This is a genomic window from Litoribacter populi, assembly GCF_007483685.1.
Lineage (GTDB): Bacteria > Bacteroidota > Bacteroidia > Cytophagales > Cyclobacteriaceae > Litoribacter > Litoribacter populi.
This window is the reverse complement of record NZ_VMKN01000001.1, coordinates 1,278,927-1,295,190: the sequence shown is the minus strand read 5'-3', so window position 1 is coordinate 1,295,190 and position 16,264 is coordinate 1,278,927. Positions and strand designations below refer to the sequence as shown.

The window sequence follows — 16,264 nt, the reverse complement described above, 5'->3', positions numbered from 1 at the left end:
ACGTATGGAAGCCCTTATTGCCAAACAAACAAAAACCATTGCCATCATTGGAAACCCCAATGTTGGAAAGTCCAGCATATTCAATCAGCTTACAGGCCTGAAACAGAAAGTCGGAAATTACCCAGGAATTACCGTTGACAAAACCGTAGGCGCATTAAAGAACAAGGAAAAGCAGTTCCATATCCTTGACCTGCCAGGCACCTATAGTCTTTACCCCAAATCAGAGGATGAACTGATCGCCCACCGGGTACTCAGCGGCAAGGCAGATGCAAAACCTGATTACATTCTGATGGTTTTGGATGCCTGCAATCTGGAAAGGAGTTTTTTGCTGGCAAGTCAGGTAATGGATTTGGGAATACCGGTAGCCTTAGTGGTGAACATGAAAGACTTGGCGGAAAAAAAAGGCATCAAAGTCAACACCTTTAAGCTTTTTAGGGAAACGGGAGCACCCATCATCCTTACCGATGCCCGAAAGAATGATGGAATGGACCAGATCAAATCCATGATTTTCGAGGAGAAATTCGCCGCTCCCAAAACTTTCCTAAATCTGGATGGCCTCCTACCACAAGACCTTTCCGGCAAAATCAAATCCCGATTCTCCTTGGAGACCGATTATCAGGCTTTCCAGTACCTGGTTTTTGCCGGATACGACCTGACGGCCCCTGCCGCAGACAAAGTCTGGCTCACCCGGCAACTTGTAGAGTTCGACTGTGACATCAGATCCCTGCAGATTGCCGAAACCAATGCCCGTAATAAAGAGATTGAGTTATTGCTGGAAAAGGTCGTCTCCAAAGACCCATTGCCCCAGAGGAACCTGACCCAGAAGCTGGACAACTTCCTGATGCATCCAGTAATGGGATACTTTTTCTTCTTGGCCTTAATGCTACTGATCTTTCAGGCCATCTTTGCCTGGGCGGAGGTGCCAATGGACCTCATTGATGAAGGCTTTGCCATGGTGGGCAGCTGGATTGCAGAGACACTTCCATCCGGGGCCTTTACAGACCTGATCGCGGAAGGGATAATCCCGGGAATTGGAGGGGTTGTCATTTTCATTCCCCAGATCGCATTACTGTTCGGATTTCTGGCCTTTCTGGAAGACACGGGTTATATGTCGAGAGTGGTCTATTTAATGGACAGGGTGATGAGACCTTTTGGTCTGCACGGCAAAAGCGTTGTTCCCCTTATTTCCGGAATGGCCTGTGCGATCCCCGGCATCATGGCCAGCCGTAGCATCAGCAATTCCAAGGAAAGGCTTATCACCATCCTGGTCACCCCCTGGATGAGCTGCTCGGCCAGGCTGCCGGTCTACATCATCCTGATCGGCCTGACTGTTCCGGATGATTTGGTCTGGGGAATGAACCTTCAGGCCATTGTTCTACTCGCCATGTACCTGTTGAGCATAGGGGCGACTTTGGGAGGGGCATTTCTCTTAAAGCTCTTCCTCAAAACCAATGAACAGAGTTATTTACTCACCGATCTGCCCGTTTACCGCATGCCCCGTTGGAAGGCCGTCTTGCTGACCATGTTCCATAAATCAAAGGTCTTCGTATTGGAAGCAGGAAAGGTAATCCTTTCCATCTCCATTGTTCTGTGGATATTGGCTTCTTACGGCCCCTCCAATTTAATGGATGCCGTAGAGCAGGAAAAGGAAACTGCCCTTGCACAGGCTGATGAAGCTGAAAGTGGGGAAATTGAGGAAATCTACGCCTCCAAAGAACTGGAGGCTTCCTATATCGGAATTTTGGGTAAATCCATCGAGCCGGTGATCCGGCCATTGGGCTATGATTGGAAAATCGGAATAGCTCTGATCACTTCTTTTGCCGCCCGGGAGGTTTTTGTCGGCACCATTGCGACCATATACAGTGTGGGCGGTGACCCGGAAAATGACCTGACTATCCGGGAAAAACTAGCCAGGGAAGTCGACCCCGAAACAGGAGAAAAGGTGTTCAATAAGGCCACTGCCTTCTCCCTGATGGTATTTTACGCATTTGCCATGCAGTGCATGAGCACCTTGGCCATTGTCTACCGGGAAACCAAAACCTGGAAATGGCCTGTCCTGCAGACTATCTTCATGACCGGTTTTGCTTATCTGGCCGCATTTATCACTTATCAAATCTTCTCATCATGATACAGGAAATTATAGTATGGGGTTTATTTACACTCATTATCGCCTCCTGGCTTTGGAAGCTGGTACCCAAAAAACACACCACTTCAAATGGCAGCTGCAACGGCTGTAAGTGTTAAGGCGATTCCAATTGACTTAGCTTTTGCCGCCCTCCCTGGATAAGAGATGCGCAAGTCCGAGGCTCGGATATTTATCAAGGTCTTGTAGTTAGAATTGTTGCACCTTTTCTGAGAATAACCAATACTTTTCGTTCCGGAGTCGTCTTCCGCTCAAACACAGTACTAACTCCCAAAACCTTGTGAATGCCGATTTCTTTCACTCGGGAAGCAATGGTTTTATGATGTTACCTTACCTTTTGTCCCAAAGCTCTTGCCCCAAATACAGCTCCTTCCTCAGCAGCTCTTCAAAAACAGGAGATGCATTGTCACCGTTCAGCAGGATTAAATATCCGTTTTTAGAGTGGGGGAAAATGATGGCCAAAGTATTTACACCCGGATCTCTTCCGGTATGCATCAGGGCATATTCTCCTCCGGAAAATCCAGTATGCTTTTCCCAGCCTAGTCCAAAGAATTGGTCATCGCCGGGTTGCACTTGGCCCCGATGCATCTCGTTCAACAAGTCCTTGGACAAACCCGCTCCGTCCAAGACATAGGTTAAGAACCTTCCATAATCCTCCACGGTGGTCAGGAGGTTTGCAGCGGCATTGGCTTGAAAGTATTTTTCGGTAGGGAAAGGATTTCCTTCCTTATCAAAGTTCTGGGCATAACGTAACTCATCCATTCCACTGTCCCACCAAAAGCGAGTGTCCTCCATTCCAGCAGGCATAAAAAGATATTGTTTTGCAAGTTCCTCTAGGCTTCTGCCAAGCTTTTTCTCCACTGCTTTCCTAAGCCATTCAAAGCCTTCACCCGAATACTGGTACCCTGCACCCGGCTCAAATTTAAATGCCAGTCGGTTAGCATCCTCCATATACCGCCAGTTGGGCAAGCCAGTTTGGTGTGTCAGGACTAGCCTTGCGGTAAGTGATCTGTGCCGATCATCCTCACGGACATCCTCGTCCACCCAGTACGAAGACAAGGGTTCATCCAATTCCAGCAACCCTGAATCAATGAGTTTTAGTACAGTCATGGCAACTACCGGCTTGGTTAGGGAAGCCACTTTAAAAATGGCGTTATGGGGCGCCATCCTTTCTTTATCCAAGGTGCCGTAGACCTTTGCCGAAGTAAGCCGCCCTTTCTGAATGATTCCCAAACCCAGAGCTGGCACCCGGCTGCGCTTCAGCAATTCTTCCATGCTCTTAACTTTGGAACTGTCGGAATCCTTTAATTGATGATCATAACTTAACACCTCTGAAAGTTTCCACTCCCCCTCCTGAAGTCTCCACACATGGGTAAAATTGGCCGTAGAAGTATAGCGGTCGGGATTCCCCACCTCCCTGAGGAAAAAATGGTGGACACCCTGTTGAATAGCGCCGTATAGTTCACCATCATCATAAAGGGGATAAACCTTCAAGCTACCTCGTTCAAGTTTTCTGATCGGCTTGGTCGATTGGTTGGCACAAATGTTTTTCCGGATGTTTTGAAAAAAAGAATCCCGGTCCTGAAAGCCCGATTGGTCATGGTAAAATCTCAGGTCATGGGCAATGATGCCTTCGAGATAATCAAAATCACACTGATTGAAACTTTTCTGAAAAAAAAGACTGTCCAAATGTTCCAACTCCCGATAAAGGGAGGAGATTTCTTTAGTTTGAGCGGACAGAGCATACAGGTTGGCTATTAAAATACAGGCGCTGAGAAAGGTGAATTTTATCATGCTTTTTTTTCCACCAAAGATCAGCCTCTTCTTTCTTTTTGCCTAAAATACAACCCGCCAAATACACGACAGTTCCCCGTCAATGGCCTGACAAGGCTATATTAGATTAAATCCCAGTCTGATGCGTAATTTCCCATGCTTATCCAATGCTGCTGAATTTATCAATATAATAGTGAGGTTGGATATGATCAGGAAACCCATAACGGCAAGCATAAACCAGTTCTGTAAGCCAAGCCATTTCTGCAGAAAAGCACCGCCCATGAATATGATAAAAGCAAGCAGTGAATTTAGAATTTGAAGGGAAAGAAGCTGTTTGGCCATGGGGTCAAACCTCTTTTTGACAAACATAATAAGGAGCGGCAGTAGTATGTTTGCGGGTGGAAAAAATGTACTCGGCAAAGAGGATAGGTTAATGATTTTTAATAGTGTCAGATTTTGCAGATTGGGTTTTTCTTGGGTGCCCAATAATTGTGGGACCTCCACACCAAGAGAGAGGGCCAGTGCCTTCAGCGTATGGCCCTTGGGTACGGCCCCCGACTCCACTCGCTGTATGGTCCGCACCGACACACCGGACTTTCCGGCCAGTTCTTCCTGGGTCAGGTTTGCTTTCTCTCTCAAAGATGTTAGGCAGGACATATAATCAAAATTAAGAAGGATTTGGCGATTGTTAAAGATATGTACAGATTATGACATTTGGAAAGAAACTTGACCCTTGCTCCAGTCCTAGTCCCCTATTTTAACTGGCTTTTTGTTTTCATCAATCGCAACTAGTGTAAAACCTCCCTTAATTGCCAGGTGGCGGCTATCACTATACATTTCCTCAACAAAGATTTCAACCTCAACCTCCAAGCTGGTTTTGCCCACCCGCGTGACTCTACCGACCAATTCAATGATTGTATCGGCAGGAATGGGGTGATTAAAATCTATCTGCTTTGAGGAAACGGTCACCATTTTTTTCCTGCTAAACCTGGTGGCAGCCATAAAAGCCACTTCATCCATCAGGTACATGGCCATTCCCCCAAAGAGGGTGTCGTAATGGTTGGTTGTATTTGGGAAGACTACCTTGAACACTCTGGTTTCGGAGTCTGCAATTCTTTGGGCTAGATCCATCAGGCCACCTCCCTTTCAACGGCCAGAAAATGGGTGACTTTGCCTTTTTTACCTTTCAAGGGCAGGATGTGAACCAGACATTCATAGGGCTCCTCCCATTTCCGGTAGTTGGTAAGCTGCATTTCAAATTCGATTTCCTTATCCAGGTTTCTTCTGAAATCCACTACCCTTTCCTTTCTCGTGCCCGGCCCCTGTAAAAATGAAGGCCGCTTACCCAAAGCATAACTGGAGGCATAACCTGTCATAACCTCAAACCCTGAACAGGTCCACATGATGTTGGTATTTACATCAGTGAGGACCAGGGCTTCGTATGGCATGTTTAGCACGGTTGACCAATTTTGATTCCAGGCATACCTATAACCTAATTTTTTTAAATGTTGAGTATCCAGTTTTCTGACTTTATCATCCACCCTGCTCATGGCAATTACATCATAACAGTGCAAAAACGGGACTTTCCCAGCAGGTAAAATGGACGGGGCCGGGGATGAAAGTTTATTGCTGTAGGTGGACATGGCAAAGACATCCAGACTATGGATGGTGCTGCATTTTTGTCTCGCGGGAGGAAAGGGTTTTAATGATCTTGGACTATCAATCCACGGATAGCCTAATTGTGATGCTGACATTGCTTTTAAATTTGAGTTTTGAAACAAGTTTTCAAAATTCCGCAATGCCCCTGGGCAGATTAATAATAAAAGGATATAGCTGTGCCAATCCTGACTATTACCCCAATCCACGAGGGCATATGTCAATACAAAGTAGGCAAGTCTCCTGGCTTGTAACTTTTTGCCGGCCTTCTCATGACCTTTGTACAGGGCACCATGGCAATTTCGGTCAAAAACACGGTGTTACTTTACAGTTGCGGGACAGCTCATGATTCACACATGATTCCTTTTTAATCGGCATTTCTGCCAAACCTGCTTTGAGTTGATGAAATTTCAAAGGGAAAGTTATAAGTTTCTTTCCATTAATCAACTATAGATGTGCGGAAATATAGCCGCACCTATAGCCGCTTATTTGTTTTCACCATTTTTTTTGAACTCAATCAACTCAAGCTCAAGGTTTTTCCTCTCAGTGATATCCCGGAAATACACTGTAATTCCCTTTCCTGAGGGGTAAGCAGTCACATCATACCAAGCTTTGGTTGGAGGGAAATATTCATCAAAAGAGCGGGCCAATCTATCCCCCATCACCAGGTGATACTCGGTATAAAACTGGAGTTCAACCGCTTCAGGAAAGGATTCCCAAAGGTTTGTCCCCATGACTTCTTCCTTTTTTCTGAAAAGGACTTGTTCGGCCTTATTGTTCCAATAAGTCACGATCCAATTTTCATCCACTTCAAAAAATGCATCCTGTATGCTTTCCAAAGTCTGCTTTACACGTTGATTGGATGCTTCCAGCTCCCTTTCGTATTGCTTGCGCTCTGAAATATCCCGAGCAATAGCTATCATGAGATTTTCCTCCACCAAGGGAGTGGCAGTCCATGACATCCAGACCTCCTCCTTATTTTTGTTCAGGAGCCTGTTTTCAAAATAACTCAAGGTTTGACCGGTTTGAAGCTTGGCTAGGGCGGCGGTAGTCTTTTCCCTGTCTTCAGGATGCACTACTTCCATAAATGGAATACCGAGCGTTTCTTCTACAGTATAACCCAAAACATTGCTGACGGCCTTGTTCATCTTTTTGAAGTATCCATCAAATCCCGCAATCACTAGGATATCACCAGATAGGTCAAAAAAGCTGTTTAACTCGTTCTCTGTACGTTTTCTGATAAAATTGCTGGCAAGCTGATCCAGAATAATGGGACTTAGGCTAAGACTTTCCTGGAAATCATGATGTTGCTTCTTGGCGAAAAGGATAATTACAGCTATGATGTCCTCACTGGATTTAACCGGATAGGCTATTGCACTTGTCAATCCGTTGGCTTTGGCAAAATCCTTTCTGTAAAAATGTGGGTTGGTGGCTAAATCCGAAAGCTCGACTACCTCCCTCCTCTTCCATGCCAATCCTTGAATACAGGTTTCCTTTTCAAATTTCTTTGGATATCCACCGGGGTTCTCCTCATAATCCCCCTCATAAGCTTCCAGGTACAGCTTGTTCTCTCCACTAACAGGAGGAGCCCAGAATTCCCCATAGTCCAGTTCCGTGAATTCCAATAACCCCCTCACTACAGCACCTAAGGCTTCGGTAGGGGTGCTTTTTTCAGAAAATATACCACTAAGGGAAATTCTTAGTTGATCCTCCTTTTCTATGCGCTTAACTTGGCTAATGTCCTGAAGTGCGCCCACAAAGCGTAAGGGATTTCCATCTGCATCCCGCACCACAATTCCCCGGTCCAATACTTGAACGTATTCTCCATTCCTTTTCTGATACCGATATTCCTCTTCCCAAGTGAGCAATCCACTATGAAGAAAACCTTCTAAACTTTGGGCTACCCTCTCCAAATCCTCAGGGTGAACCTTTTCTAAATAGCCTTGATTATCCTTTCTGAATGTATCGGCATTGTAATCGAAAATTTTATAAAAACTATCCCCGTACTCTATTTTACCATTAACTATATCCCAATCCCAAATGGCATCAGAAGTAGCCTGGGTGACCAATTCATAGCGTTGGTTGGTTTCATGAATGGCGGCTTCAGCCGATTTCCTTTCTGTAATATCCTGTACGGTCCCCTCAAAAAAGACTTTGTTACCCTTATCATCATACCCCACTTTTCCGAGTTCGTGAATCCACTTGATCCGTCCATCAGGCATGATGATGCGATATTCAGCATCAAGGATCTCATCGTGTTCCACCGCATACTCCAGCGTTTCTTTGATATATTGGCCGTCCTCAGGATGGGCAGTACTGAAAAACCAATCCGCATCCTTATCAGGTCCTTCGGTAGTTTCCCAGATATGGAAGACACCTCCTGTTAAGAATAGCTTTTGTTGCTCCAAATCAATTTGGAAATAACCCATTTCTGCCATTTCCTGAGCTGTCTGAAGTTTGGTTTGGGAATCCTTCAATTTGGAGAGGGCCTTTTCCCTTTCTGTCACGTCCACAGCCACAGCCATAACCCCTTTGTCGCCAAATAAATCAAATTCATATCCATAGACCTCAACTTGTATAAAACTGCCATCTTTCTTTTGATGGGTATGGGTGCCGAATCTAATGGTCCCGGATTGGGGGATACTATTGGTTAAGGCATTATGAAGCTTAGGCAAATCATCCTGGGGACGGATATCCCTTATGGTCATACTCAAAAACTCCTCCTTTGAATAACCATAGGTATTGATCGCGGTCTGGTTGACATCTAGGAACTTTAGCGTTTCAGGATCAAAAACCCATTTGGGTATAGGACTTAAGTTGAACATAAACTTGTGTCTCTGTTCAGAAAGCCTCAACTCCTCATCAGCTTTTACCTTTTCGGTGATATCTCTTGAATTGGTGACGATACCATTAATTGATGGGTCATTTAAACGGTTGGTGGCAACCGTTTCCACCCATATATAAGAGCCGTCTTTATGAGCAAACCGCATAGGTGGTAGTTTGATATGGTTTTTTACCTTAATTTCCTCCAGCGCTTGTAGTGCTATTTGAATATCATCGGGGTGGATAATAATAAAACTTTCCCTACCCTCTAGTTCTTCTGATGTAAAGCCAATCACAACTTCTACATTCGGACTGATATAAAGGAAGTTGGCCTGAGGGTCAAGGATGCTGACAATATCTGCTCCATTTTGGACCAAATTCTTGAACCTGCGTTCGCTCAGTTCCATCTGGATTTCTGCCTCTTTTTTATCCGTGATGTCCCTGGCATTGAAGACAACCCCATTGATGGCAGGGTCGTCCAGGTGATTGGTAAACACCACTTCCAGCCAGATATAATTACCTCCTTTGGTTACAAATCTATAGTGAGGAGCCTTTATTATCTTTTTTTGACTTATCTCCACAAGGGCTTCCTGCACCTCTTGCAGATCATCTGGATAAACATACGGGAGGCCTAGTTCACCGATCATTTCTTCCTGGGTAAAGCCAACTATTCCTTCAACGTTAGCACTGATGTATTTGTATCTGGCTTCCATATCGATAATACCTACGATGTCCGCCCCGTTCTGAACGAGGTTCTTAAACCTGCGCTCACTCAGCTTCAGTTCCTCCTCGGCTTTTTTCCTGATGGTGATATCACTGGCGACAGCAAACATCAATTTTTCCTCCCGATCATAATTAACCGTCCAGTTCACGGGCACCAGGTGTCCATCTTTATGTATATACCTGTTTTCAAAAAATGTAACATCCTTGCCGGTCCTTATCCTCTCACCTATAGTTTGAGTTTTAGCATGGTCCTCAGGAGCAATAAAATCATAAATAGGCCGGCCCATCATCTCCTCAGGTTGGTATCCCCATACCTTCTCGGAAGCTTTGCTTACGTCCCTAAACTTCCCGCGATCATCTACGGTGCAAATTACATCCAACGACCTTTCCAGTATTTTGGAAAGCTTAGCCTCATTGGCCTCCAAAGCTTGTTCAGCCTGCTTAGCAGCGGAAATATTGGTCATTATCCCCCTGAGAATAACCGGCTGGCCTTTGGCTTTGATGACTGTGACCATGTTTCTAAACCAAACCAAATTCCCTTGGATATCATACATTCGGAATTCGAAATCAAAGTTTCCTCCTTTTTCCAAGCCTGCCTGCAGTTGTTGGGTGAAATTTTGCCTATCCTTCTCATGGATATTTTTCTTCCAAAACTCCGGGTTATTGTACCAGTCTTCCGGGTTGTAGCCCAAAATTTCGGTGGTCTGGGGGCTGATAAAGTTCACGGTCAAATCCTGGGTGGTTTCCCAAACGATACCGTCGATGGTAGAAACCAGGTTTTCAAGCTGGTTTTTAGCCTTACTAACGGCCTGTTCTGCTTTTACCGCCTCGGTGATATCCTTTGCAATTCCGAAAACGCCCACAATATCCCCATTGGTATAAATCGGCAAATGGGTAATATTTAATATCCGTTTGGTTCCCCTAGTGGAAACAAATCCGGTATTGAAATTCACGGATTTTCCTTCGGATGCTTTCAGGAAATTCTCATATACTCGACGGGTATCTTCCAAAGGAAACAAAGGTAGAAAATAAGTTCCCATCAGACTTCTATAACTGGACTCTGTGAGATTTATCGTTGCAGCATTGGCATTCACAAACTTGCCTTGGGTATCAAATGAGTATACCGGATCAGGATGGTGTAGGAACAAGGAGTGGTATCGCTGCTCGCTTTCTTCCAGGGCTATCTCAATTTTCTTTTTTTCGGTGATATCCATGATGTGGGCCACAAAATGAAATGGTTCACCTAGTTTGTTTCTAACCAGGGCAACACTTATATAAGCCCAGACCGTTTCTCCTCCTTTTTTAAAGAACCTTTTTTCTGTTTTATAAACCTCCATATCACCTTGGAGCAACTTGGTATGGGCTTCCAAACTTGCCTCCAAATCCTGGGGATGGGTCATTTCCTGATAGTTCTTACGCAGAATTTCCCACCGGCTATAGCCAAGGATTTCACAAAGCTTGGGATTTACCTCCACCCAATTACCATCAAGGTCCACCAGGCCAATGCCTACCGATGAAAGGTCAAATATATTCCTGAACTTCGAATCCGCATCTTCCAAGCCGCTGGATTTTTGCCCTTTGGCCAAGACATCCTCTACATGGGCAGTTACATCAAAAACGGTTTGCAGGATCCTCACAATCTCCCCCTTTTCGTTAAACATGGGGGTGTTGGTGGCTTCCCAGTACCGCTCTTCTTTTTCCCCGGTATAGTGGTTGATAATATCGTATTTAAGGATGGGCATTTTTTGGGCTGCTTTGGCCTCCAATACCGCATCAAAATACTTCAAATGGGGATGAGGTCCTTTGCTGGTCTCTTTGCCCAAATCAGGAAAGGCATCATGCACTTTTTTCCCGATGACCATTTCCCGTGTTGCCATTGCCCCTTCTAAAAAAGCAGCATTGACATCAATGATGGTAAAATCCGGAGAATTAATATCCAAGATGGCCGATGGCGTACTGGAATGGTAAAATATATCTTGATAAATGGTATCCATTGTTTGATTAAAGTAAATCCGTAATAGCATCAATACTAGGACAAAACTGTCTAATTTTTGGGCTAATGCTAATGTGACCCATTCCTTCTTTGCTTCCGCCTCTGTTAGGGAATAAAAAGAGCCGACCTGTCTTTTCTGCAGGCAGACTGTGATCATTGGGGATAATCATATAGAATTAATTGAAAACCCTGAAAAACAAGTTTATAATTCTAGCCATCACAACTGGCCGACAATATCCTTCAGAAACGCAAAATAGGGATAAATAACATCTTAATCAATAAATACTTTTTGGGACAGCTGGGCTCATTAAAACCAAATTATTCGTCGGAATTATTATATTTCAAGATAAAACTGACAAAGGAAGGTTGCTAGCTTTCCCATTGCATATTAGGTCCGAAACTCTTTTGGCACCCTATCGAGGAAAAGCTCAAAAAGGGATCATTTTTTCATATTATTGTAGGACATATTCCTTGTATTATACGTTTAGTAGGTATATCAATTAATTTCATAATGAAAAAGCTCTTTTTATTATCCATGGCCACCTTGCTTTTGGCCGCCTGCTCAGATGAAGGGATTACTCCGCAGACGAGCGTGGTAGGCAACTGGGAACTTGTAGAAGTAAGAAGCTCCTGGACAAACGAGGTGACCCCATCATCCGCTTTGCCCTATAGCAATTCCTATGAGTTGAAAGCTGATGGCACCTTTGTCAAGTTCAACACCCATTTTGGGCATGATCTGACAGGAACCTATGAGGAGGAGATCGCGGAATTCGAAGAGAACCCTGATTTGATGAAAATCATTATCCTGACTTTCGATCGGGTAACCCTAGAGGAAACACTGGAAACTGATGAGGCCGGAAATTTAATTACATGGAATTCGGATCCCCACTATTTTCATATCTATAGCCATGATGAAAAGGAAAACCTCCTTTTTCAATCTAACGGTACCATAACCAACTCCGGCCGGGGTATTATGGACGGCCCTATGTATGTCTATCATAGAAAATAAGGTTAGTGGGTAAACTTGATGGATACCGTAGGAGCCAAGCAAGTAGCTTTTGTCTAACCTTTCCAGGTTGAACTTATCCAACACTGTCCTGTTGCCTTTCAGGACCGCTTCTACCTCTCCGGTTTTATTGATAAAAGTGACCGTAGCCTCTTCCTCAATTTCTATCTCGATGTCAAATGCCATCTCCTCTACAGGGGGTTCATCGTTGTGTTCATCATGCCATGAAGATGAGGAAATCCCAGCTACGGAACTGATATTGAGGCCATGGCCCTGGGCATTTGCAGCCACACCTGACACTGTCCAAACAGCAAGCCCTAATAGGGCAATTGCGAGTAAAATCCATATGGGCTCAAAGAACAGCACTTGCCCCATGCTCAGTGCTCAGTGCGCCAACAGCTCCAGCACCTGCTGATCATGCAGCCCTTTGCCGGTATGAAAATAGAACAGGTGGCCGTGGTCGACGCGGAAGGAGGAGGTTGTCAAGCTCAGGTCGTTGCGGAGGTCGATGTGCTTTTGAATTTCTCTTACTTTGTCCCTCCAGATTGAGGCCTCCTCGTAGGCCTGACGGCGGGTTGCCAGGTCCTTCTCCTTTTCTGCATACTCCAGGCGGGCATCATTGTAAAACTCAAAATCCAACACCTTAAGTTTTAATCCCGCTTGGTCCGTCAGCTCCTGGATGAGTTGGCGAAGTAGAGCCCAGTCTGGTTCGGATGCTGCAAGTGCTGAGTTTAATTGGTCAAGTTTGTGGTCAAAGTCCATGTTCTATCAAATTTGTATCAAGATAGGGGGATTAGCTGTGGAGCGCAATAGGAGAATGGAGGTATGGGGAAGAAAGGGAGACATTTAGTGTCCTAGGCAGAAAAGGGTCAAAAAATTGGGCACCAAGGGCACAAAGAAAAAGAAGGGCACGAAGGGAACGAAGGAATTGATAATTAGGAATGAGGAATTATTGGGCGTATTAATTCTTCGTACTTCGTCCCTGGTATTTCGTACTTAAAAATCTACTCCACTCTAACATAAACCTTGTCTCTCACAATCACATCACCTCCTACTATACCACCTGGTATCAGAAATTCTTGGTTGTCGTTTTGGAGGATTAGTTCGAATTGGCCAGGCTCGGGTACTGGATATGGATTGAGTCTATCTTCGGGCACAAAGGATTCATCATAAGGCCTATAGCCCATGAAAGTAGCTGTTTTGGTTAAGGCAGTACCATTATAACTGTAATTTCCTCTTTCAATCATAATTAAACCAACTGGTTGCCTTTCCCCTACTTCTCTCATAGAATGCCTGTACACATAACTTCCGTTTTGGTGAAAGGTATAATCCTCTACATAGTCCAAACCTAAATATTCATTGAAACCGACCATTTCCCAGGTACCGACCAGTTTCATCTCAAATTCATTTGCGGCCTCGTGACAACCGGTGGCCAGTATCAATAATGATAAAAGGGGAATGAGGAATAGATTTTTCATAACAAACCGAGCATATTTCTTTACAATATAGTAAAAAATGAGGTATGCGCGAAGTTGTTAGTGTGGTAAAATTTGGATGTTGTCGGGGTTGTCCGCTTTTCCGAAGCTGAAGCTTCGGAATTTGCTGTTGTCAGGGTTGTCAGGGTTGTCAGGGTTGTCAGATTCTGCATCATACGGGCCACTTTAGCCATTTGACTTTCCCTCAGAACTACGAAAACCAAGACATCAGCTCGTTTTCGCCTGCGGCGAAAACGGCATGACAACCATGAGGATAACATTTTTTCAAGTTGCTGTTTAATTAAAAGTTTATTACTTTACCTTAATTTTAAAAATATTTTTAGTCAAAAATCAACCAAACCCCGACCTTCGGTCTCCGGTCTTCCAAAACATGAAACATCTATACATTCTTTTCGCAATCGTCCTTTTGTTTTCCTGTGGGACGGACAAGGGACAGGAACAAAATCAATATGGTTCTATTAGTTTCTCGCTTGACACCGTAATGGTGGATGCAGGAAATGAGATAATCAATTTGAAAAACGGCATCTGGCTATCCACGCTTAGCAATGACAAAAAGTTGTTTTACAACTTTGACCAGGATCAAACCACTGTTGAAAAGATCGATCTGGACGGGTTGGTGTTGGCTGAAAAGATCCCCTTTGAAAAAGAAGGCCCCAACGGTACCGGCCAGTTTGTCTCCTCAGTCCAAATGGACAGGGGCAATAATTTGATGATCAGCACCTGGGGTGAAATGGGAGTTTTTAACTTACAGGGGGAGAAACTGAGGCAGTTTAACATCAAAGACTTTGAGAATTTCTCTTCCGACTTTCTGATTTCGGAGGACAACAACTCTTTGGTCGGAATCATACGAAGCTGGACCGAAAAAGGCTTAGAATTGGGCGTATTGGATTATGAGGGCAAGAATCTAAAGAAATACACACTGGAGGATTTTGACCGCACCCAGGATTATCATGTCATGATGCGCTCCGGCAACGCTGTCCAAATAAGTGGTCAAGCCGTTAAGATCCAGGAACATCAGGGCAAATACCTGATCAGCAATTCCATTTTCAACACCTTGGCCTTATATGACCCAGTCGCCGACTCGGTATCCTACATCAAGTATGATAATAAGTTGACAGAAAACTCAAAAACCGGAAAATACCGCAACGAGGTGGAATCGAGAGAAACCTTTCACAAGGAGATCACTTTAATCAACCAGGAAATAAGTTTCCAAGCTCCCATGTGGGATGAGAAGAAAGAAGTTTTCTACAGATTTTCCTACAAGCAAAAACCTGAATCCCCCGACGCAGACCCCGATACCCCAAGAAAATACGATGTATTCCTGACCATCCTTGACGGCTCCTTCAATGTGCTTGGAGAAAGCAAAGTGGATGTCCTAAGCAAAACCCCGAGCAGCAGCTTTGTCAAAGACGGTAAAGTGTGGATCTATGAGAATGTAGATGATGAGTTGGGGTTTGTGAGGCTGGAAGTAATTTCTTAAAGTACGAAGGACGAGGTACGAAGTCGGGTTTCCCGGTCCGCTAAGCTACTCGGGACTTAGCGCAATGACGGCCGACCTGTTACTTCGTACTTTTGTCTAACCCTCCATACTTCTTGTTAAACATAAATCTCACCCCTTTTTTAACCAAAATAAATAAGACCACCTCAAATCTTAATTAAAATCAGCGCAAATCCTTCAGAAAATTCATGCCAATTCCCCGCCCAAAATCCTATTTGCCTAAATAGCTAAGAAAAACAGGGAATTAACATGTTTTATCTTCAAAACGCAATGTATTACTCAAAATCCTATTGCTCTTCGCTTAATTAAGCTTACCTTACCAACAATAATAATTAACACCTCTATTGACTGACAACCAATAAGTTACATCGATGTTTTCCGAGTACAAACAACCTGAAATCGGTTAGGAAAACATGTAATATTTTATGAATGAAAGCTTGTAGGCTATGTGGAGAAAAAATGATAACCCCACTTCTTATCCCTCAGGATAAGAGAATATATCATTATTGTACCGACTGCTATTTGATATTTGTTGATACTGTTTACCATCTTGATAAAGAGAAAGAAAAGCAAATCCTTACCAACCGGAACCAAAGTATTGAAAGACAAGAATATGTTAATTATATAAGTCAAGTCATTAAACTAACGCTACCTCATATCACTGAGGAGGAGATAGGATTGGATTATGGATGTGGGCCAACCCCCACCCTGACCTACCTGCTCAAGAAAGAGAACATCACCTGCTTCAACAATGATTACAATTTCGGTTTTACCCATCCATACAAGCAATATGATTTTATTTTTGCCATTGAGTGCCTAGAGAAATTCAAAGAACCTAACGTGGAATTTGATTTTCTCCTGGACCACTTAAAAATCGGAGGAATTCTCGGGTTGATGACCAATACCTATCCAGAAAAAGAAAGTTTTAGACATTGGCATAAAAGGCAGGACCCTACCCATGTGAGTTTTTACCACCAAAGAACTTTAGACTATTTTATGTCTAGTAAAGGACTGGAATTGGTTGATTCTGATTCCGATAAGGTCTATGTTTTTAGGAAAAAGGTTGGGGAACCTCATTTGGAAAAGAAAAATTTAAAAATGGAAAACCTGGGGAGTTAATTAATAAAACCTGTCCCGTTTCCCTGCCTCAAAA

The 16,264-nt window shown here is 44.0% G+C and carries 11 protein-coding genes and 1 riboswitch; of the genes, 4 read left to right on the top strand and 7 right to left on the bottom strand.

Features of this window, described 5'->3' with window-relative positions:
• The first annotated feature begins 4 nt into the window (after positions 1–4).
• Complete coding sequence (gene feoB / locus FPL27_RS05545; RefSeq protein WP_143960143.1) at positions 5–2,128, top strand: ferrous iron transport protein B; 2,124 nt, start codon at positions 5–7, stop codon at positions 2,126–2,128.
• A gap of 345 nt (positions 2,129–2,473) precedes the next feature.
• Here feoB and FPL27_RS05540 read toward each other — a convergent pair whose 3' ends face one another.
• From FPL27_RS05540 to FPL27_RS05520, 5 genes are all read right to left on the bottom strand, one after another.
• Entirely contained in the window at positions 2,474–3,937 is a 1,464-nt protein-coding gene (locus tag FPL27_RS05540; protein ID WP_143960142.1) for a serine hydrolase, read from the bottom strand.
• 96 nt (positions 3,938–4,033) lie between these two features.
• Complete coding sequence (locus FPL27_RS05535; protein ID WP_143960141.1) at positions 4,034–4,573, bottom strand: helix-turn-helix domain-containing protein; 540 nt, start codon at positions 4,571–4,573, stop codon at positions 4,034–4,036.
• An 87-nt stretch (positions 4,574–4,660) separates the two neighbouring features.
• The gene (locus FPL27_RS05530) at positions 4,661–5,047 is read right to left on the bottom strand and encodes an acyl-CoA thioesterase (protein ID WP_143960140.1); all 387 of its coding nucleotides are present in this window, start codon (positions 5,045–5,047) and stop codon (positions 4,661–4,663) included.
• Complete coding sequence (locus FPL27_RS05525; protein ID WP_143960139.1) at positions 5,047–5,670, bottom strand: PAS domain-containing protein; 624 nt, start codon at positions 5,668–5,670, stop codon at positions 5,047–5,049. Before FPL27_RS05525 ends, FPL27_RS05530 begins: the two co-directional genes overlap by 1 nt.
• 118 nt (positions 5,671–5,788) lie before the next feature.
• A riboswitch (cobalamin riboswitch) is annotated at positions 5,789–5,980 on the bottom strand.
• A 77-nt stretch (positions 5,981–6,057) separates the two neighbouring features.
• Entirely contained in the window at positions 6,058–11,112 is a 5,055-nt protein-coding gene (locus FPL27_RS05520; RefSeq protein WP_185974304.1) for a PAS domain S-box protein, read from the bottom strand.
• 510 nt (positions 11,113–11,622) lie between these two features.
• Here FPL27_RS05520 and FPL27_RS05515 point away from each other — a divergent pair.
• Positions 11,623–12,120 (top strand): hypothetical protein, encoded by a 498-nt coding sequence (locus FPL27_RS05515; RefSeq protein WP_143960137.1) that lies wholly within the window; start codon positions 11,623–11,625, stop codon positions 12,118–12,120.
• A gap of 381 nt (positions 12,121–12,501) precedes the next feature.
• Here FPL27_RS05515 and FPL27_RS05510 read toward each other — a convergent pair whose 3' ends face one another.
• Both FPL27_RS05510 and FPL27_RS05505 read right to left on the bottom strand, forming a co-directional pair.
• The gene (locus FPL27_RS05510) at positions 12,502–12,879 is read right to left on the bottom strand and encodes a UvrB/UvrC motif-containing protein (RefSeq protein WP_143960136.1); all 378 of its coding nucleotides are present in this window, start codon (positions 12,877–12,879) and stop codon (positions 12,502–12,504) included.
• A 242-nt stretch (positions 12,880–13,121) separates the two neighbouring features.
• A complete protein-coding gene (locus FPL27_RS05505) occupies positions 13,122–13,595 on the bottom strand; it encodes a hypothetical protein (protein WP_143960135.1) in 474 nt (157 codons plus the stop codon).
• 388 nt (positions 13,596–13,983) lie between these two features.
• On the opposite strand from FPL27_RS05505, the gene FPL27_RS05500 reads away from it, so the two are divergent.
• Positions 13,984–15,093 carry a DUF4221 family protein gene (locus FPL27_RS05500; RefSeq protein ID WP_143960134.1) on the top strand — a complete coding sequence of 370 codons (1,110 nt, stop codon included), beginning with the start codon at positions 13,984–13,986 and terminating at the stop codon, positions 15,091–15,093.
• Between the two features lie 477 nt (positions 15,094–15,570).
• Positions 15,571–16,230, top strand: coding sequence for a methyltransferase domain-containing protein (locus FPL27_RS05495; protein WP_185974303.1), 660 nt, complete (start codon positions 15,571–15,573; stop codon positions 16,228–16,230).
• Positions 16,231–16,264 lie beyond the last annotated feature (34 nt).